The sequence below is a fragment of the Paracoccus sp. FO-3 genome (genome assembly GCF_006386455.1).
GTDB classification, from domain to species: domain Bacteria; phylum Pseudomonadota; class Alphaproteobacteria; order Rhodobacterales; family Rhodobacteraceae; genus Paracoccus; species Paracoccus versutus.
The window spans coordinates 1-24,693 of sequence record NZ_VCBQ01000071.1 but is presented as its reverse complement, the minus strand read 5'-3'; the positions used below and the strand labels follow the sequence as shown (position 1 = coordinate 24,693).

The 24,693-nt window shown below is 65.2% G+C and carries 23 protein-coding genes and 2 pseudogenes; 23 read left to right on the top strand and 2 right to left on the bottom strand.

The genetic code is table 11. The features are described 5' to 3' along the window. Positions 1-210 precede the first annotated feature (210 nt). Positions 211-1,875, top strand: a complete 1,665-nt coding sequence (locus FE811_RS18145) for a BCCT family transporter (RefSeq protein WP_010400693.1) — start codon at positions 211-213, stop codon at positions 1,873-1,875. Positions 1,876-2,048: 173 nt separating this feature from the next. On the opposite strand, the gene FE811_RS18140 is transcribed toward FE811_RS18145, so the two are convergent. Together FE811_RS18140 and FE811_RS18135 are read right to left on the bottom strand one after the other, a co-directional pair. Beyond that, positions 2,049-2,279, bottom strand: a complete 231-nt coding sequence (locus tag FE811_RS18140; protein WP_166435571.1) for an FCD domain-containing protein — start codon at positions 2,277-2,279, stop codon at positions 2,049-2,051. After that, a pseudogene (locus tag FE811_RS18135) lies at positions 2,269-2,424 on the bottom strand (transposase); the annotation flags it as partial. The pseudogene FE811_RS18135 and the gene FE811_RS18140, both read right to left, overlap by 11 nt. On the opposite strand from FE811_RS18135, the pseudogene FE811_RS18130 reads away from it, so the two are divergent. The 22 genes and pseudogenes from FE811_RS18130 to hypE all read left to right on the top strand — a co-directional run. Next, positions 2,421-2,669 (top strand): annotated as a pseudogene (locus tag FE811_RS18130) (transposase); the annotation flags it as partial. The pseudogenes FE811_RS18135 and FE811_RS18130 overlap by 4 nt on opposite strands. 326 nt (positions 2,670-2,995) lie before the next feature. Beyond that, positions 2,996-4,177: a Fic family protein gene (locus FE811_RS18125; RefSeq protein WP_010400685.1), complete on the top strand. Its 1,182-nt coding sequence runs from the start codon at positions 2,996-2,998 to the stop codon at positions 4,175-4,177. 550 nt (positions 4,178-4,727) lie between these two features. Beyond that, positions 4,728-6,062, top strand: coding sequence for an ATP-binding protein (locus tag FE811_RS18120; RefSeq protein WP_116222478.1), 1,335 nt, complete (start codon positions 4,728-4,730; stop codon positions 6,060-6,062). Then, positions 6,059-7,048, top strand: coding sequence for an NADH ubiquinone dehydrogenase (locus FE811_RS18115; protein ID WP_011749362.1), 990 nt, complete (start codon positions 6,059-6,061; stop codon positions 7,046-7,048). The genes FE811_RS18120 and FE811_RS18115 overlap by 4 nt, the downstream gene beginning before the upstream one ends. A 17-nt stretch (positions 7,049-7,065) precedes the next feature. After that, the gene (locus tag FE811_RS18110; protein ID WP_011749363.1) at positions 7,066-8,499 is read left to right on the top strand and encodes a nickel-dependent hydrogenase large subunit; all 1,434 of its coding nucleotides are present in this window, start codon (positions 7,066-7,068) and stop codon (positions 8,497-8,499) included. 20 nt (positions 8,500-8,519) lie between these two features. Continuing rightward, complete coding sequence (gene hypF, locus FE811_RS18105; protein ID WP_116222479.1) at positions 8,520-10,766, top strand: carbamoyltransferase HypF; 2,247 nt, start codon at positions 8,520-8,522, stop codon at positions 10,764-10,766. 202 nt (positions 10,767-10,968) lie between these two features. After that, a complete protein-coding gene (locus tag FE811_RS18100) occupies positions 10,969-12,054 on the top strand; it encodes a hydrogenase small subunit (protein ID WP_072464226.1) in 1,086 nt (361 codons plus the stop codon). Positions 12,055-12,057: 3 nt separating this feature from the next. Then, positions 12,058-13,851 carry a nickel-dependent hydrogenase large subunit gene (locus FE811_RS18095; protein ID WP_072464227.1) on the top strand — a complete coding sequence of 598 codons (1,794 nt, stop codon included), beginning with the start codon at positions 12,058-12,060 and terminating at the stop codon, positions 13,849-13,851. Positions 13,852-13,866: 15 nt separating this feature from the next. Next, a complete protein-coding gene (locus FE811_RS18090; protein ID WP_072464228.1) occupies positions 13,867-14,451 on the top strand; it encodes a HupE/UreJ family protein in 585 nt (194 codons plus the stop codon). 4 nt (positions 14,452-14,455) lie between these two features. After that, positions 14,456-15,202 carry a Ni/Fe-hydrogenase, b-type cytochrome subunit gene (cybH, locus tag FE811_RS18085; protein WP_072464229.1) on the top strand — a complete coding sequence of 249 codons (747 nt, stop codon included), beginning with the start codon at positions 14,456-14,458 and terminating at the stop codon, positions 15,200-15,202. A 247-nt stretch (positions 15,203-15,449) separates the two neighbouring features. Beyond that, positions 15,450-16,067, top strand: coding sequence for a HyaD/HybD family hydrogenase maturation endopeptidase (locus tag FE811_RS18080; RefSeq protein WP_024844877.1), 618 nt, complete (start codon positions 15,450-15,452; stop codon positions 16,065-16,067). Further along, positions 16,067-16,378 (top strand): HypC/HybG/HupF family hydrogenase formation chaperone, encoded by a 312-nt coding sequence (locus FE811_RS18075; RefSeq protein WP_140848290.1) that lies wholly within the window; start codon positions 16,067-16,069, stop codon positions 16,376-16,378. The genes FE811_RS18080 and FE811_RS18075 overlap by 1 nt, the downstream gene beginning before the upstream one ends. 3 nt (positions 16,379-16,381) lie before the next feature. Beyond that, complete coding sequence (locus FE811_RS18070; protein ID WP_011749371.1) at positions 16,382-16,801, top strand: hydrogenase accessory protein; 420 nt, start codon at positions 16,382-16,384, stop codon at positions 16,799-16,801. 12 nt (positions 16,802-16,813) lie between these two features. Beyond that, positions 16,814-17,647, top strand: a complete 834-nt coding sequence (locus tag FE811_RS18065; RefSeq protein WP_011749372.1) for a hydrogenase expression/formation protein — start codon at positions 16,814-16,816, stop codon at positions 17,645-17,647. After that, complete coding sequence (gene hybE / locus FE811_RS18060) at positions 17,644-18,495, top strand: [NiFe]-hydrogenase assembly chaperone HybE (RefSeq protein WP_011749373.1); 852 nt, start codon at positions 17,644-17,646, stop codon at positions 18,493-18,495. Before FE811_RS18065 ends, hybE begins: the two co-directional genes overlap by 4 nt. Further along, complete coding sequence (locus FE811_RS18055; RefSeq protein WP_011749374.1) at positions 18,492-19,394, top strand: hypothetical protein; 903 nt, start codon at positions 18,492-18,494, stop codon at positions 19,392-19,394. The genes hybE and FE811_RS18055 overlap by 4 nt, the downstream gene beginning before the upstream one ends. Continuing rightward, a complete protein-coding gene (hypA, locus tag FE811_RS18050; protein ID WP_011749375.1) occupies positions 19,387-19,728 on the top strand; it encodes a hydrogenase maturation nickel metallochaperone HypA in 342 nt (113 codons plus the stop codon). The genes FE811_RS18055 and hypA overlap by 8 nt, the downstream gene beginning before the upstream one ends. Beyond that, positions 19,728-20,648: a hydrogenase nickel incorporation protein HypB gene (gene hypB, locus FE811_RS18045; RefSeq protein WP_011749376.1), complete on the top strand. Its 921-nt coding sequence runs from the start codon at positions 19,728-19,730 to the stop codon at positions 20,646-20,648. The genes hypA and hypB overlap by 1 nt, the downstream gene beginning before the upstream one ends. Before the next feature lie 3 nt (positions 20,649-20,651). Beyond that, positions 20,652-22,133 carry a sigma-54 dependent transcriptional regulator gene (locus FE811_RS18040; protein WP_072464230.1) on the top strand — a complete coding sequence of 494 codons (1,482 nt, stop codon included), beginning with the start codon at positions 20,652-20,654 and terminating at the stop codon, positions 22,131-22,133. A gap of 2 nt (positions 22,134-22,135) precedes the next feature. Then, positions 22,136-22,420 (top strand): HypC/HybG/HupF family hydrogenase formation chaperone, encoded by a 285-nt coding sequence (gene hypC, locus FE811_RS18035; protein WP_011749378.1) that lies wholly within the window; start codon positions 22,136-22,138, stop codon positions 22,418-22,420. After that, a complete protein-coding gene (hypD, locus tag FE811_RS18030; protein WP_072464231.1) occupies positions 22,417-23,553 on the top strand; it encodes a hydrogenase formation protein HypD in 1,137 nt (378 codons plus the stop codon). Before hypC ends, hypD begins: the two co-directional genes overlap by 4 nt. A gap of 15 nt (positions 23,554-23,568) precedes the next feature. Next, entirely contained in the window at positions 23,569-24,624 is a 1,056-nt protein-coding gene (gene hypE / locus FE811_RS18025) for a hydrogenase expression/formation protein HypE (RefSeq protein WP_072464232.1), read from the top strand. Positions 24,625-24,693: the final 69 nt, after the last annotated feature.

The following is a 24,693-nucleotide window of genomic DNA, read 5'->3' as shown; positions in this document are numbered from 1 at the left end:
TGGGGCGCAAGCCGAATACCCCATCTGACCCTAGATCCCATGATCGCGGGACACGGCTTCATTTCTCCTGGGAAGAGACGGAACCTCCGATCAAAGGCTTCCTTGTGGTGGCGATGATCAAAGAAATGTGAAACCCTTGTCCCTGCAAGCGGGTTTTGCGTCGAGTCGAAGCCATCGGCGCCCGATCGAATCCAAATGAGAAAGGGACGCATGTCACAGATAAGCTCACCCGAACCGTCGACCCCCGACGCCAGCATCGAGGCCCTGCCGCCGCCCGAGGGCCCGACCCAGGTTATCGTGACCGATTACGAGATCGGTCAGGACAATATCGAAGGTGTCAAGCCGGTCGCGTTCGACATCCACAACCCGGTTTTCATGATCTCCGGCGTCGCGGTGGTGCTCTTTACCGCGGCCACGCTGCTGTTCCCCTCGGTCCTGGGGCCGTTCTTCGGCGGATTGCGCGAGGTGGTCACCAGCAATTTCGATTGGTTCTTCCTGATCGCCGGCAATGTCTTCGTGCTGCTGTGCCTTGGCCTGATCCTGTCGCCGCTGGGCTCGGTCCGGCTGGGCGGTCCCGAGGCCACGGCGGATTTCTCCCTGACCGGCTGGTTCTCCATGCTCTTTGCCGCCGGCATGGGCATCGGCCTGATGTTTTACGGCGTCAGCGAGCCGCTGGGGCATTTCACCGCCGCCTTGGGCGGGCCGGTGGTCGAGAACGGCGTGCGCACCGATTGGGCGCCGCTGGACGGTGCGCCGGGGGACGAGTTGGGCGCGCGGCGTCTGGCGATGGCCGCGACGATCTTTCACTGGGGCCTGCACCCTTGGGCGATCTACGCGGTGGTGGCCCTGGCCCTGGCGCTGTTTGCCTACAACAAGGGACTGCCGCTGACACTGCGCTCGGTCTTCTATCCAATCCTGGGGGAACGGGTCTGGGGCTGGCCGGGCCATGTCGTGGATGTGCTGGCAGTGATGGCGACGCTGTTCGGGCTGGCCACCTCGCTGGGGATCGGCGCAGAGCAGGCATCGGCGGGTTTCCATTTCTTGTTCGGCTGGAGCACCGCGATAACCGCCAAGATCGTCCTGATCGTCATCATCACGGGAGTGGCCACAGCCTCGGTGGTGCTGGGCGTCGAGAAAGGCGTCAAGCGCCTGTCCGAGATCAATATGGTGCTGGCGGTCCTGCTGCTGCTCTTCGTGATCCTCGCCGGGCCGACCGGGCAGATCCTGACGGGGTTCTTCGGCAACCTGGCCGCCTATGGCGCCAAGATCCTGCCGCTGTCCAACCCGTTCGGGCGCAGCGACGACAACTTCCGTCACGGCTGGACGGCCTTCTATTGGGCTTGGTGGATCAGTTGGTCGCCCTTTGTCGGCATGTTCATCGCCCGGGTGTCGCGCGGGCGCACCGTGCGGCAGTTCCTGACCGCGGTGCTGATCGTGCCCTCGCTGATCTCGGTGCTGTGGATGACGGCCTTTGGCGGCACTGCGATTTCCGAGACGCTGGCGGGCTTCACGGGCGTCACGGACGCGGCTTTGGAACTGCAGCTGTTCCAAATGCTGTCGCAACTGCCGCTGACCGCGATCTCGAGCTTCATCGGTATCGTTCTGGTGATCGTATTCTTCGTCACCTCCTCGGATTCCGGTTCGCTGGTGATCGACACCATCGCGGCGGGCGGCAAGATCCACGCCCCGGTGCCGCAGCGCATCTTCTGGTGCAGCTTCGAGGGACTGGTCGCCATCGCCCTGCTTCTGGGCGGCGGGCTCACGGCCCTGCAGGCGATGGCGGTCTCGACCGGGCTGCCCTTCACGCTGGTGCTGCTGGGCGCCTGCTGGGCCATCGTCAAGGGCCTGCTGGGTGAAAAGCGGGAACTGGCCTGAGGTTGAAACGACGCTGAATGGGCGGACAGGCGTCCGCCCATTTCCGTTGACCGCATCGCGCTGCAGTTCGAAGTTGTCGCCAGAGCGTGAGGCACCCTTTCTTTCAAATGGTTCAGGTCACCTGAAGCAAGTTTCATTCAGTCAGCAGTTCGGACAACCTTGCCTCTCAACCCTTACCTCACGCCGGCCCGCAGCAGCACGGTGACGGCGCTGTCGAAATGTTCATCGATGGCGGCTTCGGCGCGGCCGGGATCCTGGACGAGGATCGCGGTTGCGATGCGTTCGTGGCAGCGGATGTTCTCCTGCCGGTTCTCATGGGTCGCGCGCGAGCGCCAGCCGATCGCCCAGGTCTGCCGGGTAACCACGCGGAAACTGTCCACGAGGATGCAGGATGGCAATGGCATCGTGGCACTTGCGGGTGTCATAGGCACCATCTGCGGTGACACTTCCGATCTGCTCATCCTCCGGGATCTGGCTGAGCAGGTCGGGTAGAACCGGTGCGTCACCGATATGGCTCCCGGTGATTTCGACGGCGCGGACCCACGCTGTTGACCTGGGCCGAGAAGCAGGGCATCGCCCTGACCTACGTCCAGCCCGGCAAGCCCCAGCAGAACGCTTACGTCGAGCGTTATAACAGGACGGTTCGCCATGAATGGCTGGACCTCTACATCTTTGAAACCATCGAGGAGGTGCAGCAGATCGCCACCGAATGGCTATGGACCTACAACAATGAACGCCCCAACATGGGCATCGGCGGGGTTACACCCGCCATGAAGCTGAAAATGGTCGCGTGAGTTCTACGATCAAGCCCCGTTAAAACGGGGAGGATTACCGGTGCATTTTGTTCTTCTGACTATGTGGCATACTATCCGCAGCCTTGAAAGACTCGCAACTGCGCAAGGCTTCTTGCGGCGTTCTTGAGGCAGGCCGCGGGTTGGTCGTCCCAGGGAACTCTGCTTCGGTGTGCGATATCCTTGAGAGGTATACGGCAGGTCGTGCCGGTTGTGGACCTGCTACGGATAGAAGGGGGGAGTCTATTTAAGGTGGCTTACGTTAGCACTGTCGTTATTTAACCGAAACTGACATTGCTTAAATAAAGATGGGGTGCCATGATCACCCCATGACCGATTCCGAACCTGATCAACGCCTTGGCCGCTTTGTTGAAACCCCTGTCGCGGGCGAGATCGTGCGCGCCTTCGTTCCGCCGCCCCTCCCGCCGGAGCCGCCGATCGATGTGCTGGCGCTTCTCGAGCGGTTGAGCCTCGCCGAGCGCGCGCTCGGGCGACTAGACGGCATCACCATGCTGCTGCCGCGCCAGGAACTGTTCCTCTACATGTATGTGCGCAAGGAAGCGGTGCTGTCGTCCCAGATCGAGGGGACTCAATCCACGCTGACCGACCTTCTGCGCTTCGAGACCGAAGCCCAGGCCGGGGAGCCGATAGACGACATCCGCGAGGTGTCGAACTATGTCGATGCGATGATGTATGGGCTGGAGCGGCTGGAGGAATTGCCGTTGTCTCTGCGCCTGATCCGCGAGATGCACGCGCGGTTGCTGCAAAGTGGGCGGGGCGGCACGAAAAGTCCGGGCGAGTTCCGCCGTTCCCAGAACTGGATCGGCGGCTCGCGCCCCGGCAACGCGCTTTATGTGCCGCCGCCCGTCACCGAACTCGATGCCTGCCTCGACGCGCTGGAGCGTTTCATGCACGAGCACAGTTCGCGATTGCCGGCCCTGATCAAGGCTGGCCTACTGCATGTCCAGTTCGAAACCATCCACCCGTTCCTCGATGGCAACGGCCGTATTGGCCGATTGCTGGTGACGCTGTATCTTTGCGTCAACGGGGTGCTGCGCAAGCCGCTGCTCTATCTCAGCCTCTATCTGAAGACACATCGGGCCGACTATTTCCGGCTGCTTCAGGAGGTGCGCGAACATGGCAATTGGGAAGCCTGGCTGGATTTCTTCCTTGCCGGGGTGGCTGCGACGGCGAACCAGGCCTTCGAGGCTGCGACCAGGATCGTCGACCTGTTCAAGGAGGACCGCGAGCGCATCACGACCGAAAGCGATCGCGCCGGATCGACCCTCCGTATTCACGATCTTTTCCAGCAGAACCCGTTCCTGACCTCTAACCAACTGGTCCGGCAGACAGGCCTGTCGGCTCCGACGGTCAATGCCGCCTTGGCCGATCTGGAGAAGATGGGCATCGTCGACGAAATCACCGGGCGCAAGCGGGGGCGGGTGTTCAGCTACCGCCGCTATCTTGCGATCCTTAGCGAAGGGACCGATCCCTTGCCGGCGGGTAGCTGATCTGTTCGTTCCCAAGGAGCTCAAGACAGGCTAGGCAGCGTTGAGTTGCTGGCGATAGAAGCGCGAAGCAGCGGTTACAAGGTCGCATTCGGGTTCGGTCTGTCTCCTACGCTGCTGTGCGAAATACTGCGCCATGGAGCGATGTTTCCGTCTGCAGCAGCACGGCTTGAAGAGAATAGGGTGGTCGCAAGTAAAGATGGTTGCCTGCCCCCGCAACCAAGAATCACATTACATTACAACTGCTTAAGCCTCCCCCGGGAGGCTTTCTGCATTCGTGCTTCAATCGCCCCGGAAGCATATCGGAAGCAGTTGAGCGGAAACCACGTCGCAAGATCGGCGGGGTCACATTGACGTGATGGAAGTCGTCGACGGGTAATTGATGACCCCACTTCATTGAATTGATGGGTTCCTGACGCTTGATGCGTCCGCGAGAAGGCCAGCGAGCGCAGATAAGTCGTAGTCCGCCGCCCGGGTGCAGCATAGGCTTGGGATACTACCAGGCTTGACATGCAGGATGGAAAGATGCGCAAGGAGGGGAAGAGGATTGCAGATGCCACGGGCAATGGACGCAAAGGACGACAGGGCGGGTGCTGCGCTGACGGATGCGGCTTGGTCCGATGTGCTGATTGCGGTGGATCGCACCTATGCCGAGCTGATCGAACATCAGGAGCGGCTTGAGGCCCAGAACCGCGAGCTTGAGGCGCTGCGTCAGTTCCTGTCCTCGGTCATCACCTCGGTTTCCGATGTGCTGATCGTGCTGGATCGCGACGGGCGGGTGGATGAGGTCAATGCCTCGACCTGTGTCTGCACCGGGCTGCCTGTCGCGGCCCTGGTCGGCCGGAGCGTGGCGGATCTGGTGCGCGAAGAGGATCGCGCGGGTCTTTCGGCCCTGATTGCGGAGATTGCGCGCACGCGGGCGCCGGGGCGGATGGAGCTTTCGCTTGTGAGTTCGCGTGAGCCGGCCCCGGTCGAGGCGGTCCTGTCGCCGCGCCTCGATGATCGCGGCCGGATCGAGGGGCTGGTGCTGACGGGGCGTCCGGTGGGGGAATTGCGCCGCGCCTATGCCCAGCTTGAACGCAGCCATGCCGAGATGAAGGCCGCTCAGGCGCAGCTGGTCCATGGCGAGAAGCTGGCCTCATTGGGGCGTTTGCTGGCCGGGGTGGCGCATGAGCTGAACAATCCGATCAGCTTTGTCTATGCCAATGCCCATGCGCTGGAACGCTATGCCGCCAAGTTCGAGACCTATTTCGAGCGGGTTCAGGCCGGGGCAGACAGGGATGAACTGGTCCGCCTGCGGGAGGAATTGCGGCTGGACCGCGAGTTGCGCAACCTGCGCGAGGCGGTGCAGGGCGCGCGCGAGGGGGCCGAAAGAGTGCGCGATATCGTCGAGGATCTGCGCCGCCTGTCCTCGGACGGGGGCGGAGAGATGGCGGCCTTCGACCTGGTCGAGACCGCCCGCACCGCCGCCTTCTGGATCATGCGCGGGGCCGGCCACAGCACCGTGCCCGAGATCCATGCCGAAGGGCCGGTGATGGTTCTGGGGCATACGGGCCATATTCAGCAGGTGGTGATGAATCTGGTGCAGAACGCGCTGGATGCGGTTTCGGAAACCGCAGCCCCGCAGATCGCCTTGCGGATCATGCGCGAGGAAGGCCGTGGCGTGCTGGACATCCACGACAACGGTCCGGGCATCGACGAGGCGACGGCCGCGATGATCTTTGACCCGTTCTTCACCACGAAACCCGTGGGGAAAGGCACCGGGCTTGGCCTGTCGATCAGCCTCAAGATCGCCGAGGATCATGGCGGCAGGCTGAGTTACAGCCCCGCCTCCGGTGGTGGCGCGCTGTTTCGGCTGGAACTGCCGCTGGCAGGAGATGGCGCATGAACATTCTGTGGCTGCAAAGCGCCGGTTGCGGTGGCTGTACCATGTCGCTGCTATGTGCCGAGGGGCCGAATGTCTTTGACCTGCTTGCCGGGGCGGGGCTGACCTTCCTGTGGCATCCGGCGCTGAGCCTTGAAAGCGGCACCGAGGTGCGCGGGATTCTGGCCGGCCTTGTTTCGGGCGAGGTGCCGCTGGATATTCTCTGCGTCGAGGGCGCGATCGCGCGCGGGCCGCGTGGCACCGGACGCTATCAGATCCTGTCGGGCACCGGGCGTCCGTTGCTGGACTGGTTGCGGGATCTGGCGCCGCTGGCGGCCCATGTGGTGGCGGTGGGCACCTGTGCGACCTATGGCGGCGTGACCACGGCAGGGGGCAACCCCTCGGATGCGGTGGGGGTGCAATATGACGGCGCCCATCCGGGCGGCGCCCTGCCGGCGACGTTCCGCGCCCGTGCCGGCCTGCCGGTCATCAATATCGCCGGCTGCCCGACCCATCCCGATTGGGTGACCGAGACGCTTTTGATGCTGGTGGCGGGCAGGCTGGGGGCCTCGGATCTGGATGCGCTTGGCCGGCCCCGGTTCTATGCCGATCATCTGGTCCATCATGCCTGCCCGAAGAACGAGTTCTACGAATACAAGGCCAGTGCGCGCGCATTGTCGGAAATGGGCTGCATGATGGAGCATCTGGGCTGTATCGGCACACAGGCGGTGGGCGATTGCAATATCCGGCCCTGGAATGGTCAGGGCAGTTGCACGCGCGGCGGATATCCCTGCATCAACTGCACCGCGCCGGAATTCGAAGAGCCGCGCCACCTGTTCACCGCCACGCCCAAGATCGCCGGCATTCCGGTTGGCCTGCCGACCGATATGCCCAAGGCCTGGTTCATGGCGCTGGCCTCGCTGTCCAAGGCCGCCACGCCCGAGCGGATCGCGAAGAATGCCGTGGCCGATCGTATCGTCACCCCGCCGACGCTGAGAAAACCCCGATGAGCGGGGCAGGGGGCGAGATGGGGCAGGGGCAGTTGATCGTCGGTCCGTTCAACCGGGTCGAGGGCGATCTGGAGATCCGGCTGGACATCGCAGAGGGGCGGGTCAGCGCGGCGCGGATCAACTCGCCGCTTTATCGCGGGTTCGAGCGTATGCTGCCCGGCAAGGATCCGCGCGACGCGCTGACCATCGTGCCGCGGATTTGCGGTATCTGCTCGATCAGCCAGTCGGCGGCGGCGGCGCGGGCTCTGGCCATGGCAGTGGGCGAGGTCCCCGAACCGCAAGGAGAGCGGATGGCTGCGCTGATCCACGCGGTCGAGAATGTCTCGGACCATCTGACGCATTTCAACCTGTTCTTCATGCCTGATTTCACCAGACCCCAATATCAGGCGCGGGGCTGGTATGATCGGGCGGTGGCCCGGTTCACGGCGATGGAGGGATCGGCCCTGAAACGCGCGGTCGAGGCGCGGGCGGGGTTGATGCATGTCCTTGGGCTGATGGCCGGGAAATGGCCGCATACCCTGGCGATCCAGCCCGGTGGTGTCACGCGCGCCCCGTCCGAACGCGACCGGCTGCGTATTCTGGCCAGCCTGACGGCCTTTCGCCGCTATCTGGAAGATACGGTCTTCGGGGCAGCGGTCGAGGATTTCGCGGCCCTTTCCTCGGTCCCGGCGCTGATGGGATGGCAAGGGGGCGATGCCGGCCTGTTCCTGCGCATCGCCGCCGATCTGAATCTGGCGGATCTGGGGTGCGGCTCGGGGCGCTATCTGTCCTTTGGCGCCTATCCGCTGGAGGGTGGCCACGGCTTTGCCCCCGGCATCTGGGATGGCGGGGCGCAGCCTCTCGACATCGCGGCGATCAGCGAGGATTTGTCGCATAGCTGGATGCTGGGGCCTGCGGCTCATCCGGCCCAGGGCGTGACCGATCCCGACGAGGATATGCGCGACACCGCCTATAGCTGGTGCAAGGCCCCCAGACTGGCCGGGCGCACCATGGAAACCGGCGCGCTGGCCCGGCAGGTGATCGACGGCCATCCGCTGGCGCTGGATCTGGTCCGCGATGGCGGCGGCGGGGTGCTGGCGCGGGTGGCGGGGCGTTTGCTGGAACTGGCGCGCAGTCAGGTTCTGATGGAGGATCTGGCGCGCGGGATCGTGCCCGAGGCCCGCTTCATGGCCGGCCCCCTGAAAATCAGCGACGGGATCGGCGAAGGGCTGGTCGAGGCCGCGCGCGGCGCGCTTGGCCATTGGCTGAGGATCGAAGGCGGGCGGATCGCCTCGTATCAGATCGTCGCTCCGACCACCTGGAACTTCAGCCCGCGCGACGCCGGCGGCGTGCCCGGCCCGGTCGAGGCGGCGCTTGAGGGGCTTGTGGTGCAGCCGGGCGAGACGACCCCGCTCAGCGTGCAGCATGTGGTGCGCAGCTTTGATCCGTGCATGGTGTGCACCGTGCATTGAGGAAGGAGTGCCCGCCGGACATGACTTTGCCGACCATGGAACAGGGCTTCGCCATCCGGGTGCGCGGGCAGGTGCAGGGGGTCGGCTTCCGGCCCTTTGTCTGGCGGCTGGCGCGGGCGGCAGGGTTGCGCGGCGAAGTTCTGAACGATGCCGAAGGGGTCCTGATCCGTCTGGTCGCGCAGGATTGCGGCGACTTCATCGCGGCCTTGCGCGCGGATAGGCCGCCTCTGGCCAGAATCGACGCGATCGAGGCCGTGCCACAGGTTTTTGCCGCGATGCCCGAGGGGTTTTCCATCGTGGCCAGCACGGGCACAGGCGCCGAAACGCGGGTCACGCCCGATGCCGCGACCTGCCCGGAATGCCGGGCTGAGGTCTTTGCGCCCGGTAGGCGGCAGGGCTATGCCTTTACCAACTGCACCCATTGCGGGCCGCGCTATACGATCCTGCGCGAACTGCCCTATGACCGGGCGCGAACCACGATGGCGGGCTTTGATCTTTGCCCCGATTGTGCCGCCGAATATGCCGATCCCGCCGACCGTCGCTTTCACGCGCAACCCATCGCCTGCCCGGCCTGCGGCCCAAACCTGTGGTATGAGGCCGGGGGAAAAGAGGTCGCGGGCGATCCGGTCGCATTGGCGGTGGCGGCGCTGAAGGCGGGGCAGGTCGTCGCGGTCAAGGGGCTGGGCGGCTTTCACCTTGCCTGCGATGCGGCCGATGCCAGGGCCGTGGCGCTGTTGCGGGCGCGCAAAAGGCGGCCGTCGAAGCCCTTTGCCCTGATGGGGACCGAGGCGATGATCTGCGCCCATGCGACGCCGTCCGAGGCTTGCTGGCGATTGTTGCGCGACCCGGCGGCGCCGGTGGTGCTGGTGCCCGCCCGGGGCACATTGCCCGAGGATGTGGCGCCGGGGATGCGCGCGCTTGGCGTCATGCTGCCCTATACGCCTCTGCATCACCTGCTGATTGCCGCTTTCGGGGGGATGCTGGTGATGACCTCGGGCAATCTTTCGGGCGCCCCGCAGGTCACCGGCAATGACGAGGCGCGCAAGGCGCTGGCGCGCTTTGCCGATGGTTTCCTGATGCACAACCGCGAGATTGCGCGGCGGCTGGATGACGGGGTCGAGCGCGCCGATCCGCCAATGGTGATCCGCCGCGCCCGTGGGCGGGTGCCGGGCACGCTGCCCCTGCCGCCGGGGTTTGACGGAGCGCCTCGGGTGCTGGCCTTTGGTGGTCAGATGAAGGCGGCGATCTGCCTGACCAAGAACGGTCAGGCGATGGTGTCGCAGCATCTGGGCGATCTGGACGATGCCGAGACCGCGCTGGAATACGACCGCACGCTGCGCGATCTGGCGGCCCTGTTCGACCATGCCCCCGAACTGGCCGCCTGTGACCCGCATCCGGGCTATCGCGCGACGATCACCGCCGAAGGCGCAGGCCTGCCGCTGATCCGGGTCTGGCATCATCACGCGCATCTGGCCTCGTGTCTTGGCGATAATCTGTGGCCGCTGGACGGGGGCAGGGTGGCCGGGATCGTGATGGACGGCCTTGGCCTTGGACCGGATGGCACGATCTGGGGCGGAGAGCTGTTGCTGGGCGATTACACCGGGTTCGAGCGCCTCGCCCATCTGGCCCCCGCCCCCCTGCCGGGCGGCGACCGCGCCAGCCGGGAGCCCTGGCGCAATGGGCTGGCCCGTCTGGATCAGGCGGGGCTTTCCGCCGTGGCGGACCGGCTGTTCCCGGACGCGCCCCGCGCCCTTTTGCGGCAGGCGGTCGGTGCGGGGGTGAATGCGCCGCGATCATCCTCGGCCGGGCGGCTGTTCGATGCCTTTGCGGCGCTGGCGGGCTTTGCCGGGGCGCAGAGCTACGAGGGCGAGGCCGCGATGGGGCTGGAGGCCATGGCGCGCCCTGCTGCGCCCTATCCCTTTGACTGCCGGGATGGGATCATCGACCCCGCGCCGATGTTGCGCGCCGCCGCGGCCGATCTGGCGGCCGGGCGCGATCGGGGCGATATGGCGGGGGCCTTTCATGCCGGGCTGGCGCGTGCCTTCTGTGCGCCGGCCCGCGCGCTGGTTCAGGGCGACCGGGCGCGGGCGGTGGCCCTGTCGGGCGGTGTGTTACAGAACGCATTCCTGTTGCGCGAATGTCTGGCGGCGCTGGACGGTCTGCCGGTCCTGCTGCATCGCCAGATCCCCGCCAATGACGGCGGGCTTGCTTTCGGTCAGGCGCTGGTTGCTGCGGCGCAGCACATGGCTGCGGCGAAAAGCTTGTAACCGGCGGGCGCGTCCTCTGGCTGAACCCTGACCATCCGGGCGACGCGGGATTTTCGGCAGCCGATTGAAAAGACGCCATAAAATCTGATTCTCCATCTGCGACATTCTGTCATTGCCCTGCGCCCCCCTGCCTTGGCATGCCTTGAAAGACCACGCGAAGGTCCGCGCTGCCGGGCCGCCAGGCTGAGAGGAGGAGGGCGTCTTGTCGCAAATCGAGACATTCTATGATGTCATGCGCCGGCAGGGGATCACCCGCCGCAGTTTCATGAAATATTGCTCACTGACCGCGGCGGCGCTTGGCCTCGGCCCGGCCTTCGTGCCCAAGATTGCCCATGCGATGGAAACCAAGCCTCGCACGCCGGTGATCTGGGTGCATGGTCTGGAATGCACCTGCTGTTCGGAAAGCTTTATCCGCTCGGCCCATCCGCTGGCCAAGGATGTCGTGCTGTCGATGATCAGCCTTGATTACGACGATACGCTGATGGCCGCCGCCGGCCATGCCGCCGAGGCCGCCTTCGAGGACACCATCCAGAAATACAAGGGCCAGTATATCCTTGCGGTTGAGGGAAACCCGCCGCTGAACGAAGACGGGATGTATTGCATCACCGGCGGCAAGCCATTTGTCGAAAAGCTGCGCCATGCGGCCAGGGACGCCAAGGCGATCATTTCTTGGGGGGCCTGCGCGTCCTATGGCTGCGTTCAGGCCGCCGCGCCGAACCCGACGCGGGCGACGCCGGTCCACAAGGTCATTCTGGACAAGCCGATCATCAAGGTGCCGGGCTGCCCGCCCATCGCCGAGGTGATGACCGGCGTCATCACCTATATGCTGACCTTCGACCGCATGCCCGAGCTTGACCGCCAGGGCCGGCCAAAGATGTTCTACAGCCAGCGCATCCACGACAAATGCTATCGCCGCCCGCATTTCGATGCCGGCCAGTTCGTCGAGCATTGGGACGACGAAAACGCCAAGAAGGGCTATTGCCTTTACAAGATGGGGTGCAAGGGCCCGACCACCTATAACGCCTGCTCGACCGTGCGCTGGAACGAGGGCGTTTCGTTCCCGATCCAGTCGGGCCATGGCTGCATCGGCTGCTCGGAAGACGGGTTCTGGGATCAGGGTTCGTTCTATGACCGGCTGACCAATATCAAGGCCTTCGGGGTCGAGGCCAATGCCGACAAGCTGGGTGGTATCGCGGCTGGTGCGGTCGGTGGGGCCGTTGCGGTCCATGCCGCGATTTCGGCGCTGAAACGGGCGCAGAAAAAGATCCAGGACAAGGTGGAGGCCTAGGCCATGACGATCAATACGCCGAATGGCTTTACCCTCGACAATTCCGGGCGCCGCATCGTGGTGGACCCGGTCACCCGGATCGAAGGGCATATGCGCTGCGAGGTCAACGTGGATGATCAGGGTGTCATCCGCAATGCGGTCTCGACCGGCACGATGTGGCGCGGGCTGGAGGTCATCCTGAAAGGGCGCGATCCGCGTGACGCCTGGGCTTTTGTCGAACGGATCTGCGGCGTCTGCACCGGCACACATGCGCTGACCTCAGTACGCGCGGTCGAAGATGCGCTTGGGATCATGATCCCCGACAATGCCAATTCGATCCGAAACATGATGCAGCTGGCGCTGGAGATCCACGATCATGTCGTGCATTTCTATCATCTGCATGCGCTGGACTGGGTAAATCCGGTCAATGCCCTGCGCGCCGACCCCAAGGCGACCAGCGAATTGCAGCAGATGGTCTCGCCCTCGCATCCGATGTCATCGCCGGGCTATTTCCGCGATGTGCAGAACCGGCTGAAGAAATTCATCGAATCCGGGCAGCTGGGGCTGTTCAAGAACGGCTATTGGGACAATCCGGCCTATCTTCTGCCGCCCGAAGCCGATCTGATGGCGACGACGCATTATCTGGAAGCACTTGATCTGCAAAAGGAAATCGTCAAGGTCCACACGATCTTTGGCGGCAAGAACCCGCATCCGAACTGGCTGGTGGGCGGGGTGCCCTGTCCGATCAATATCGACGGCACCGGATCGGTCGGCGCGATCAATATGGAGCGGCTGAACCTCGTTTCCTCGATCATCGACCTGTGCGACCAGTTCAACAAGAACGTCTATATTCCCGATGTGATCGCCATTGGCGGCTTTTACAAAAGCTGGCTTTACGGGGGTGGGCTGTCGTCGCAGGCGGTCATGGCTTATGGCGACATCCCCGAAAACCCGAATGACTTTTCGCCCGAGCAGCTGCACCTGCCGCGCGGCGCGATCATCAACGGTAACCTCAATGAGGTGCATGACGTCGATCCGCGCGACCCCGAGCAGGTGCAGGAATTCGTCGATCATTCCTGGTATTCCTATGGCGAGCCGGGGCGCGGCCTGCATCCCTGGGACGGGGAAACCAATCCGAAATTCGAGCTGGGGCCGAACCACAAGGGAACGAAAACCCGCATCGAACAATTGGATGAATCCGCGAAATATTCCTGGATCAAGGCGCCGCGCTGGCGGGGGCACGCGATGGAGGTCGGCCCGCTTGCGCGCTATATCGTCGGCTATGCCAAGGGACACGAGGATATCCGGGATCAGGTCGATGGCCTGCTGCGCACCATGGATCTGCCCTTCGAGGCGCTGTTCTCGACTTTGGGGCGCACGGCGGCGCGGGCGCTGGAATCGGAATATTGCGGGCGCCTGCAGCGGCATTTCTTCGACAAGATGGTGCAGAATATCAAGAATGGCGATCAAAGCACCGCCAATGTCGAGAAATGGGACCCCTCGACATGGCCGAAAGAGGCCAAGGGTGTCGGCATGACCGAGGCGCCGCGGGGCGCGCTTGGCCACTGGATCCGCATCAAGGATGGCCGGATCGAGAATTATCAATGCGTGGTGCCGACCACCTGGAACGGCTCGCCCCGCGACAGTCAGGGCAATATCGGGGCCTTCGAGGCCAGCCTGATGAACACGCCGATGGAGCGCCCGGACGAGCCGGTCGAAATCCTGCGCACGCTGCACAGTTTCGACCCCTGCCTTGCCTGCTCGACCCATGTCATGTCACCGGATGGCGACGAGCTTGCCACCGTCAAAATTCGCTGAGAAAGGGACGATCCAATGAAAAAACTGACGCTGGCCGCGCTGGCCGCACTCATGGGCTCACCCGTTCTGGCCCATACCGGGGTCGGAGAGACCTCGGGCTTCATGGCCGGGCTCTCGCATCCGATCTTTGGGCCGGATCACCTGCTGGCGATGCTGGCGGTGGGGCTGTGGTCAGGCTTTGTCCTGCCGCATCGCTTCTGGCTGGGGGCGGCGACCTTCATGGGCGCGATGGCCGTGGGGGCGTTGATGTCATGGGCCGGGATCCCGATTCCGATGGTGGAAACCTGGATCGTGCTGTCGGTCGTGGCGTTCGGTCTGTTGACCGCGCTTTCGCGCCGCGGGCAATCCGACCAGATCACCTTTGCCTCGCTGGCCGCGATCGCCCTGTTCGCCATGTGCCACGGCCATGCCCATGCGACCGAGGCGCATGGCAATGCGGCAGGCTATATGCTTGGCTTCCTGATCTCGACGGCGGCGCTGCATATCGTCGGCATTTTCATCGCCCGCACGATCTCGAACGCCACGGCGGCCAGAATGGTGCAGGCGGCAACCGGCACCGGGATCGCCATGGCGGGCCTTGCCCTGATGGCAGCCGGGTGATGCCATGAGCGACATCCATTCCGGCGATGATCCTGTCTTCGAGGGCCGCCCCCTGGGCGCCCCCGATCGGGCCAGCCGGCAAACCTCGGTCTATGTCTACGAGGCGCCGGTCCGCATCTGGCACTGGATCAACGCGGCATGCATCATGGTGCTGTGCGTGACCGGCTGGCTGATCGGCAGCCCGCCGCCCTCGATGCAGATCGCCGAAGCCTATGACCAGTTTGTCTTCGGCTATATCCGCTTTGCCCATTTCGCGGCCGCGATGATCCTGACGGTCGGGTTTTTCGGCCGTCTCTACTGGGCGCTGATCGGCAACCACCATGCAAAGCAGCTATTCTATGTGCCGATCTTCTCGCGCCGGTTCTGGGCAGAGTTGCTGTTCGAGCTGCGCTGGTATTTCTTTCTGGAAAAAGAGCCAAAGAAATATGTCGGCCACAACCCGCTGGCGCAGCTTGCGATGTTTCTGTTCATGACGGTCGGTCTGACCTTCATGATCGTCACCGGATTTGCGCTGTATGCCGAAGGGGCGGGCAAGGACAGCATGTTCTATGCCGTCTTCGGCTGGGTCCAGGACCTTGTTCAGAACACCCAGCGCCTGCACACGCTGCACCATATCGGCATGTGGTGGATCGTGATCTTCATGATCATCCATATCTATGTGGCGATCCGCGAAGACATCATGTCGCGCCAGTCGATGGTCTCGACGATGATCTCGGGACACCGCACCTTCAAGGATGATCGCCCCGACTGAACGCGGCTGGCAGCAACTGGAAGGATCGTTTCCGGTTTCAGAGCCAGACGGCAGGTCACTTGCCGCACCATATCCCGAAATCCCGCCCGCATTGTCGGGATTTCGTTTTTATATCATTATCTTGCAAGGAATTTCGAGGGTTGCGACTTTTTGTCTCTGCTTTCGGAACTGGTGGCTATACTTTCGGCCCATAGGGGTGGGGCACATGACCGCACCGCCTGCCAGCAATGCTTCGGGGAGGGGGCAGATGCCAGCGGAAGCGCCTGCAAATATCCTTGTTCTGGGGATCGGCAATGTGCTTTGGGCCGATGAGGGCTTCGGGGTGCGCTGCGTCGAAGAGATGGCCGCGCGCCATGCCTTGCCCGAACGGGTGAGGCTGCTTGATGGCGGCACGCAGGGGCTGTATCTGCTGCCCTTTCTGGAAGAAGCCGACGCGCTGATCGTCTTTGACGCGGTGGATTACGGACTGCCCCCCGGCACGCTGAAGCTGGTCGAAGGGGCCGAGGTTCCGGCCTTTCTGGGCGCCAAAAAAATGAGCCTGCACCAGACCGGCTTTCAAGAGGTGATCGCGACCGCCCAGCTGCTGGGGCGTTGTCCGGCGCAGCTGATGCTGATCGGCTGCCAGCCGGTCGAACTGGAGGATTACGGAGGAGGACTCCGCCCCGAAGTGGCCGCACAGATCGGGCCTGCCATCGAGATTGCGCTGGCGAAGCTGGCCGAATGGTGCGTTCAGGCCGGCGAGGGCGCGACCTCGGGTCAGCTTGCGGATCCGGCGATCCGGCGCGAGGCCTATGAGACGGGCCGCCCCGCCGCCTCTGATGCCTGCCGCGAGGGCGATGCGCGCTTTTTCCCGGGGGCCGGCTGATGTGCATGGGCATCCCGATGCGGCTGGCGCAGGTCGACGGCATCGCGGGGCAAAGCGAGGGCGGCGATCTGATCGACCTCAGCCTGACCGCCGATGCGCAAGCCGGCGACTGGGTGCTGACCTTCCTCGGCTCGGCGCATGAGGTGATCGACGCTGACCGCGCCGCACGGATCGCGGCGGCATTGCAGGGGTTGCGGGCGGTCATGGCGGGGGGCGACGCTTCGGGCGCCTTTGCCGATCTCGAGGGTCGCACCCCGGCGCTTCCGTCCCATCTTCAGGCGGCGTTGGCCGCAGGCCGCAAAACGGGTTGACCCATGCATGACCATTCCCACGACATTCTGCACAGCCCCGGCGGGGGCGCCCTGCACCCGCTGCTGGCGCGGCTGGAGGCCGAATTCGGCTGGCCACGCCTGCATTCGCTGCATGACGTCGCAGAGTTTACCGCCAGCCCCGGTCTGCATTGCCTGTTCGTTCCGGGCGACCCCGCCCGCAATCTGGAGACGGTGGACGCGGCGGTGATCCTGCCGGAACTGCGCATGGCCTTTCAGAACGCCTTTGATTGCGCCGTGGTGGGTGACGCCATCGAAGCAACGGTCCGCGAAACCCACAGGGCACTGAAAACGCCGGGATTTCTGTTCTTCCGCGATGGCTCCTATCTCGGCTCGATCGAGAAGATCCGCGACTGGGACGATTACATCGCCCGCACCAGCCACATCCTCTCGCTGCCGGGTTGAAAGGCAAAGACAATGGCCCAGAATTTTCACCTGCCCCCTGTTGGTTTCGGCCCCGGATCGCAGCCCGACGATGGCGAGGGGCTGGAGTGGCTGCCGCTGCCCTCCGGGATGCGCACCTATGACATGCATCTGCCCGAGGTCGGGAATGTCGCGTCTCTGGCGCCCGCGCTGGCGATGCTGGCCGAGATCGCCGCGGCCTGCGATCGTGTGGCCCAGGGGGCGGCGCCGGTGTCGTTCGATCTGTCCGCGCTGGATGCGGCCAACCGGGCGCTGATGGCGGAAACGCTGGGTCAGGGCGAGGTGTCGCTGCGCGCGCGGGGCGTGCCGGCGGTGGCCGTGCAGGAAAGCGTCTTTGCCGGGGTCTGGGTGCTGAAGGCCGAGGGGATCGACCGGGTCGAGGTCGCGCCCGTGCCGCAGCTTGCCCTGACGCGGGCGTTCCATGCGCAGCGCCCGGCGATCGGGGCCCTGGCCCCGCGCGCGCCGGGGGTGGTGAACGCCCCTGCCTTGCTGGCTGAACTGATGGACAAATCCCTGTCCTGGCGTGGCCCCGGTGATCTGCATGTGGTGAACCTGACCCTGATTCCGCATACCGAAGAGGATCTGCTCTGGCTCGATCAGGCTCTGGGCGAGGGGTCGGTGACCATCCTGTCGCGCGGCTATGGCAATTGCCGCATCACCGCGACCGCGCAGGATCGTCTGTGGCGGGTGCAGTTCTTCAACTCGATGGATGTGCTGATCCTCGATACCTTCGAGGTGACCGCCATGCCCGAGGTGGTGCTGGCCGCGCCCGAGGATCTGGCGGACAGCGCGGGCCGCATTCGTGAAGTGCTGGGGGCGATCCGATGAGCGTCGAGACCGCACGGGGCGGGTTCGAGGGGTCTTATCTGGGCGCCAATGACCGGATCAGCCCGCAGGCGATCATGGAATGCAAGATCTGCTGGACCAGCTATGACCCGGCCGAGGGGGATGAATACCGGCAGGTTCTGCCCGGCACGCCGTTCGCGGCCTTGCCCGCCGACTGGAAATGTCCCGGCTGCGACGCGCCGAAGCAACAGTTCATCGTGCGCGAGGATCCCGGCTCTGACGAGATGCGGATCGCGGCCGAGATCGAGCGGCGCTGCGCCCGGCTGGTCGCCGACTTCCGCGAGGTCTTCAACGCAAAGATGCGCGACGTGCCGATCATCAATCAGGCGCTGCATGTCGAGGCGATGGCCTTTCGTCCCTGGCAGGGCGGCTTTCTGGGGGTGCTGATCGCGCCCTGGTTCATGAACCTGATCTGGCTGCCGGGCGAGGATCAGGACTGGTCGGCCCTGAAGGCGGGCGAGAAAGAGGTGGTCGCCTTTCCCTCGGGCGAATATGAATTCATCCATAACAGCCGCGAGATGACCGGCCCTTACAAGGCCTGTTCGCTGTTCTCGCCGATGGCGGATTTCACCAGCCAGTTGCAGGCCGTCGAGGTCGCGCGCGCGGTGATGGTCGAGCTGTTCAAACCCGAAAACCGCGACGGGACCGACCGCGCCGCCGAGATTCGCGCCGCCCGCGAGGCCGAGCTTGCGCCGCCGTCCGAGGCCGGACCGGCATCGGATGCACCGATCCCCAATCCGCGCCCCACGCGCCGGGCGCTGCTGACCGGCGGGCTGGCCGCTGCTCCGGCAGAGGGCGACGATCCGGAGATATCCGGGGGCGTGGAATGATCTCTGCCTCCGTCAGCTTTCGCCTTTTGCCCCGCGACGGAGGGCTTGCCCTTGCGCCGGGGGCGCAGGCGGGGCTGGCGGTGGATGCGCTGATGACGGGGCGCAGGGTGGATGAGGTCAGGCAGATGCTGCCCGCCCTGTTCGGCCTGTGCCGGTCCGTGCAGGAATGGGCTATGGCGCTGGCGCTTGGGCTGCCGCTGCCGCCTCTGGACGATCTGCGCCGCGACATGATCCGCGACCATCTGGCCAGGCTGTGCCTGCATCTGCCGCCGCAGCTTGGGCTAGCGCCCCTGGCGTTGCCGCAGGGCTGGCAGGCGGGGGGGCGCGCGCTGCGGGTGGCGCTTTTCGGGCAGGATGGCCTGCCCGGACCCGGTGATCTGGCCGCATGGAGCGCGGGCCCCGCGCCGCTTGCGCGCCTTGTCGCGGCGGTTCAGGGGCATTTCGCGCCGGGCGAGGCGGTCAGCGATCTGCCGGCGATGACGGATCCGTTCGGCGACGGCCTTGTCGAGAACAGCCTTGCCACACGCCATGCCGGACATCCGCTGCTGATGGCGGTGCGGGGCGCATATGGTCACGGGCCTCTGGTGCATCTGCTGGCCCGGCTGGTCGATCTCGACGCCCTGTCGCGCGGGGCTTTCCCGCCGCCCCGCCGGATGGCACAAGGGGCGGCGCTGGTGCCCTGTTCGCGTGGCTTCTGCGCGCTTGAACTGCGCGCGGCCGGCGGCATCGTGACCCGCTTTTCGCGCCGTACGCCCACCGATCACCTGCTGATGTCGGGCGGGCTGCTGGCGGCCAGCCTTGCGACACTTCCGCCAGACAAGGCTGATCGGGCGCCTTTGCTTGCCATGATCCTTGATCCCTGTATCCCTCTGCATCTGGAGGCCGGACCCCATGCATGAGATGTCGCTTTGCGAAGGGATCCGCGGCATTGTCGAGGATCAGGCCCGCCGCCACGGTTTTTCCCGCGTGACCCGGATGCGGCTGGAAATCGGGCGCTTTGCCGGGGTGGAAAAGGCCGCGCTGAGCTTTGCCTTTGACGTGGTCATGCGCGGCAGCCCGGCCGAGGGCGCGGTCCTGGAAATGATCGACCTGCCGGGCCGGGCAATGTGTTTCGACTGTGCCGAACAGGTGGAATTGGACGACCGCCTGTCGCCCTGTCCCCTTTGTGGCGGTGGCAGGCTGATGCCCGAGACGGGGGACGAAATGCGGATCAGGGATATGGAGGTGATCTGATGTGTGGGATTTGCGGTTGCGGCAGCACGGTGACGGTGGACGGGCGCGAGATCAGCCATGACGAGGCGCACCGGCTGGGCCTGGCCCATGAGCACGCGCAGGATCACAGCCATGGCCATGGGCACAGCCATGCCGCGAATGGTCACGCGCATGACCATGGTTCCGGCGATCACCACCACCATCATCACGACCATGCGCCGGGCCATGGTCACCATCACGACTACGGCGCGGGCGCGGCGGGTCTGTCGGTGCCGGGCCTGACCCAGCAGCGGCTGATCGAGGTCGAGACCTCGCTTCTGGCCCGCAATGACGGGTTGGCTGCGGGCAACCGGCGGGTACTTTCGGCGCTGCGAGCCTTTGCGGTCAACCTTGTCTCATCGCCCGGTTCTGGCAAGACCACGTTGCTGTGCCGGACCATCTCGATGCTGGAAGGCCAACCGCTGGCGGTGATCGAGGGCGACCAGCAGACCGAGAACGATGCCGACCGGATCCGCGCCACCGGCGCGCGGGCGGTGCAGGTCAATACCGGCAAGGGCTGCCATCTGGATGCGCAGATGGTGGGCGGTGCGATGGATGCGCTGCGGCTGGAACCGGCCTCGCTGCTGTTCATCGAAAATGTCGGCAATCTGGTCTGCCCCGCGGCTTTTGATCTGGGCGAGGATGCCAAGGTCGCGATCCTGTCGGTGACCGAGGGTGAAGACAAGCCCTTGAAATACCCGGATATGTTTACGGCCGCAAGGCTTGCCATCCTGAACAAGATCGACCTTGCCCCCCATTGCGATGCCGATCCCGAGGTCTATGAGGCCAACCTGCGGCGGGTGAACCCCGGCATAGACATCCTGCGCCTTTCGGCCCGCACCGGCGAGGGGATGCAGGCCTGGATCGACTGGCTGCGTGCCGGTCTGGCGACAAAGTCCTGAGCCATGCCCACGCCGCGCCCCTTTGTCCTGCTGGTGGATGACGAGCCGCATTCGCTTTCGGCGATGCGCATGGCGCTTGAGGATGAGTTTGAAATCCTGACCGCCCCGGATGCCGCCGCCGCCGCCCGGCTGATGGAAGAGGAATGGGTGCAGGTAGTGGTCTGCGACCAGCGGATGCCCGGCCAGACCGGGGTGGAGTTCCTGACCGGGCTGCGCGAGCGCTGGCCGGAAACGGTGCGGCTTCTGATAACCGGCTATACCGATCCCTCGGCCATCGTCGATGCGATCAATCTTGCCGGCATCCATCAGTTCATCGCCAAGCCCTGGCATCCCGACCAGTTGCTGATGGCGGTGCGCAATGCGGCGCAGCTTTTCCATCTTGCGCGCGAGAATGAACGTCTGGCGCTGGAGATGCGCCGGCTTGCCTCGACCTCCGAAACCCGGCTGGAAAAGCGCCGGCGGGCGTTGCGTCAGGGGCAGGGCTTCGACAGCGTGCTGCGTGCGCCCAACTCGCCCATGAACGCCACGGTTGATGCGGCGCGGCATTATGCGGCCTTCGATGTGCCGGTGCTGCTGACGGGCGAGCAGGGCACCGGCAAGGAGCAGCTTGCGCAGGCGACGCATCTGGCCTCGCTGAGGGCGGACCGGCCCTTTTACGCGCTGGATCTGACCGGAATGCCCGATGAGCTGGTCATGGTCGAGCTGCTGGGCGCGCGGCGCGGGGCGGTGGCCGGGGGAACCAGCCGGATCGGCCTGATTCAAAAGGCGGATCGCGGGACGCTGTATCTGTCGGGGATCGAGACCATCACGCCCGAATTGCAGCTTGTGCTTTTGCGCATCCTGTCCGGGCGCGGCTTCACGCCGGTCGGCGGGCAAGAGACGCTGACCAGCAATCTGCGCCTGATCGCCGGCGCCGGCACGGATTTGGCGGCTCTGGTCACCGAAGGGCGTTTTCGCGCCGACCTCTATTACGCTCTGGCGGTGGCCGAAATTGCGGTGCCGCCCCTGCGCGCTCGGCGCGGCGATATCGCCATGCTGGCCCAGCACATGCTGGCCGAGCTGGCGGCCCGTCATGGCAAGCTGGTGCATGGTTTTGACGGGCCCGCGCTGGAATTTCTGGAAAGTTACGACTGGCCCGGCAATCTGCGCGAATTGTCGAACGAGATCACCCGGATGCTGATCCTTGCGCAAGACAGCGTTCTGGGCGCCGATCTGATCTCTCGCCCGATCCTGCAGGGTCCGCCGGGTGAGGATGGCGCCGGCCGTCTGACCCAGGCGGTGCTTGCCGGCGTCGGCAGCCTGAAAGAGCGGGTCGAACTGATCGAAATGCGTATCCTGCGCGAGACGCTGACCCGCCATCGCTGGAACAAAAGCCGCGCGGCGGCCGAGCTGGGTGTGTCGCGGGTGGGCCTGCGCGCCAAGCTGGACCGCTATGGCGTCAAGGACCCGGCCGAGCGTCAGGCCACCCCGGAAGAGGAGGAATAGCCATGTGTCTGGGAATTCCCGGTCGCATCATCGCCATGACCGATCCCGCGCGGATGATGGCCATGGCCGAGGTCTCGGGCGTGCGCCGCGAGGTCAATATCGCCTGCGTGGCCGAGGGGCCGCCCGAGGGGCTGATCGGCCGCTGGGTGCTGATCCATGTCGGTTTCGCCATGAGCCTGATCGACGAGGACGAGGCGGCGCGCACGCTGGCCGCGCTGCATGAACTGGGCGAGGCGCAAGAGGCGCTTGAACAGATGGCCGAAGCCGACCGGGAGATGGCACGATGAAATTCGCTTCGGAATTCCGCGATCCCAAGGCGGCGCGCGCGCTGCTGGCCGCGATTGCCCGCCGCGCCGAGCAGATCGGCGCCAGCCGCGAAAAGCCGGTGCATATCATGGAGATCTGCGGCGGCCACACCCATTCGATCTTTCGCTATGGTCTGGACAAGCTGGTGCATGAAGGCGTGGAATTCATCCACGGCCCCGGCTGTCCGGTTTGCGTTCTGCCGCGTGCGCGGATCGACGAATCCATCCAGATTGCCAGGCGTCCGGGCGTCATCTTCACCACCTTTGGCGATGCGATGCGGGTGCCGGGCCGGTCGCAATCGCTGTTGCAGGCGCGGGCGGCGGGGGCGGATGTCCGCATGGTCTATTCGCCGCTGGATGCCCTGGCTCTGGCCCGGAAATACCCCGAACGCGACGTGGTGTTCTTTGGTCTGGGCTTCGAGACGACGACCCCTTCGACCGCGCTGGCCATCCAGCAGGCCGCGCGGGAGGGGTTGGGCAATTTCAGCGTCTTCTGCAACCATATCACCGTGCCCGAACCCATCCACGCCCTGCTGAAGGATCCGCATATGGTGCTGGACGGGTTCATCGGGCCGGGTCATGTCTCGATGGTCATCGGCGTGCATCCCTATGATTTCATTGCCCGGGACTTCCAGAAACCGCTTGTCGTCGCAGGGTTCGAGCCGACCGATCTTCTGCAATCGGTGCTGATGGTGCTGGACCAGATCGCCGAGGGGCGCGCCGAGGTCGAAAACCAATATGCCCGCGTGGTCCCCGAGGAGGGCAATCCGGTCAGTCTGGCCGCCATTGCCGATGTTTATGAACGGCGCCCCAGCTTTGAATGGCGCGGTCTGGGTGAGATAGACGCCAGCGGATTGCGCATCCGCCCGAAATACGCAGCCTTCGACGCCGAGGAAAAATTCGGCATCGGCTATGCGGTGGCGCGCAACCCGGCGCCGGAACCCGAGGGCTGCGCCTGTGGCGCGGTCATGACGGGGCGGCTCAAACCGACGGCCTGCCCGCATTTCGGCAAGGGCTGCACGCCGGACATGCCGCTGGGGGCGCTGATGGTCAGCTCGGAAGGGGCTTGCGCGGCCTATTGGCAATATGGCGGCGCGCGGGTCGCGGCGGAATAGGGGGCGGGCCAGACCATGAACGCAATTGCTTTCGGAGTGCTGCGCGACAGCCATGTGACCCTGTCGCATGGCGGTGGCGGCAAGGCGATGGCCGATCTGATCGAGACCGTCTTTTTTCCCGCCTTCGGCCCCGGTTCGGGCGAAGATCAGGCGCGGCTGACGGCGGATGCGCTGTGTGAACCCGGCGCGCGGCTGGCCTTGACCACCGACAGCTTCGTGGTCACGCCGCTGGAATTTCCCGGCGGCGATATCGGCAAGCTGGCGGTCTGCGGCACGGTGAACGATCTGGCCGTCGGCGGGGCACGACCGCTGTGGCTGTCGGCGGCGTTCATTATCGAGGAAGGCTGCGAGATCGCGCTGTTGCAGCGCGTGGTCGCCTCGATGGCGCGTGAGGCGGCGCTGGCCGGGGTGCGGATCGTGACCGGCGACACCAAGGTCGTCGGGCGCGGATCGGCGGACGGGCTGTTCGTCACCACCTCGGGCGTCGGCGTGATCCCGGCGGGGCGCGATCTGGCTGCGGCGCGGATCAGGCCGGGCGATGTCGTGCTGGTCAATGGCGTGCTGGGCGATCATGGCGCGGCCATTCTGGCGGCGCGCGGCGATCTGGCGCTGTCGACGGATCTGGTCTCGGACTGTCAGGGGCTTGGGCATCTGATGGAGGCGGTGCTGGCCGTCGCCCCCGGCACCCGCGCCGCTCGCGATGCGACCCGCGGGGGGCTTGCCGCGGCGCTGAATGAAATGGCGCTGGCGGCAGGGTGCGGCATCGAGATCAGGGAAGAGGCGCTGCCCTTGCGCCCCGAGGTGCGCGGGGTCTGCGAAATTCTTGGCCTTGATCCGCTCTATCTTGCCAATGAGGGAACCCTGGTCCTGTTCGTGCCCGAGGCCGAGGCTGAGGCCGCGCTGACTGCGATGCGTTCCCGCCCCGAAGGGCAGGGCGCCGCAATCATCGGCCGCGCCGTCGCCGCATCCGAGGGGGGCGCCCATACGGCCCGTGTGCAGATGGTGACCTCCTTCGGCGGGTGCCGCATCGTCGACCGCCTCGTGGGCGAACAACTGCCGCGGATCTGCTGAAACGGACCCTTGCCGCCCTTGCGCGACCTCGGCAGCCCGAGGGCTGGTCCGACAAGCCGGCCAAGCGAT

Bases quoted from the DNA above. Each gene is read 5' to 3' on its own strand.
- FE811_RS18145 (WP_010400693.1), top strand. From the start codon at position 211: ATGTCACAGATAAGCTCACCCGAACCGTCGACCCCCGACGCCAGCATC.
- FE811_RS18140 (WP_166435571.1), bottom strand. From the start codon at position 2,279: ATGCCATTGCCATCCTGCATCCTCGTGGACAGTTTCCGCGTGGTTACC.
- FE811_RS18125 (WP_010400685.1), top strand. From the start codon at position 2,996: ATGACCGATTCCGAACCTGATCAACGCCTTGGCCGCTTTGTTGAAACC.
- FE811_RS18120 (WP_116222478.1), top strand. From the start codon at position 4,728: ATGCCACGGGCAATGGACGCAAAGGACGACAGGGCGGGTGCTGCGCTG.
- FE811_RS18115 (WP_011749362.1), top strand. From the start codon at position 6,059: ATGAACATTCTGTGGCTGCAAAGCGCCGGTTGCGGTGGCTGTACCATG.
- FE811_RS18110 (WP_011749363.1), top strand. From the start codon at position 7,066: ATGGGGCAGGGGCAGTTGATCGTCGGTCCGTTCAACCGGGTCGAGGGC.
- hypF (WP_116222479.1), top strand. From the start codon at position 8,520: ATGACTTTGCCGACCATGGAACAGGGCTTCGCCATCCGGGTGCGCGGG.
- FE811_RS18095 (WP_072464227.1), top strand. From the start codon at position 12,058: ATGACGATCAATACGCCGAATGGCTTTACCCTCGACAATTCCGGGCGC.
- FE811_RS18090 (WP_072464228.1), top strand. From the start codon at position 13,867: ATGAAAAAACTGACGCTGGCCGCGCTGGCCGCACTCATGGGCTCACCC.
- cybH (WP_072464229.1), top strand. From the start codon at position 14,456: ATGAGCGACATCCATTCCGGCGATGATCCTGTCTTCGAGGGCCGCCCC.
- FE811_RS18080 (WP_024844877.1), top strand. From the start codon at position 15,450: ATGCCAGCGGAAGCGCCTGCAAATATCCTTGTTCTGGGGATCGGCAAT.
- FE811_RS18075 (WP_140848290.1), top strand. From the start codon at position 16,067: ATGTGCATGGGCATCCCGATGCGGCTGGCGCAGGTCGACGGCATCGCG.
- FE811_RS18070 (WP_011749371.1), top strand. From the start codon at position 16,382: ATGCATGACCATTCCCACGACATTCTGCACAGCCCCGGCGGGGGCGCC.
- FE811_RS18065 (WP_011749372.1), top strand. From the start codon at position 16,814: ATGGCCCAGAATTTTCACCTGCCCCCTGTTGGTTTCGGCCCCGGATCG.
- hybE (WP_011749373.1), top strand. From the start codon at position 17,644: ATGAGCGTCGAGACCGCACGGGGCGGGTTCGAGGGGTCTTATCTGGGC.
- FE811_RS18055 (WP_011749374.1), top strand. From the start codon at position 18,492: ATGATCTCTGCCTCCGTCAGCTTTCGCCTTTTGCCCCGCGACGGAGGG.
- hypA (WP_011749375.1), top strand. From the start codon at position 19,387: ATGCATGAGATGTCGCTTTGCGAAGGGATCCGCGGCATTGTCGAGGAT.
- hypB (WP_011749376.1), top strand. From the start codon at position 19,728: ATGTGTGGGATTTGCGGTTGCGGCAGCACGGTGACGGTGGACGGGCGC.
- FE811_RS18040 (WP_072464230.1), top strand. From the start codon at position 20,652: ATGCCCACGCCGCGCCCCTTTGTCCTGCTGGTGGATGACGAGCCGCAT.
- hypC (WP_011749378.1), top strand. From the start codon at position 22,136: ATGTGTCTGGGAATTCCCGGTCGCATCATCGCCATGACCGATCCCGCG.
- hypD (WP_072464231.1), top strand. From the start codon at position 22,417: ATGAAATTCGCTTCGGAATTCCGCGATCCCAAGGCGGCGCGCGCGCTG.
- hypE (WP_072464232.1), top strand. From the start codon at position 23,569: ATGAACGCAATTGCTTTCGGAGTGCTGCGCGACAGCCATGTGACCCTG.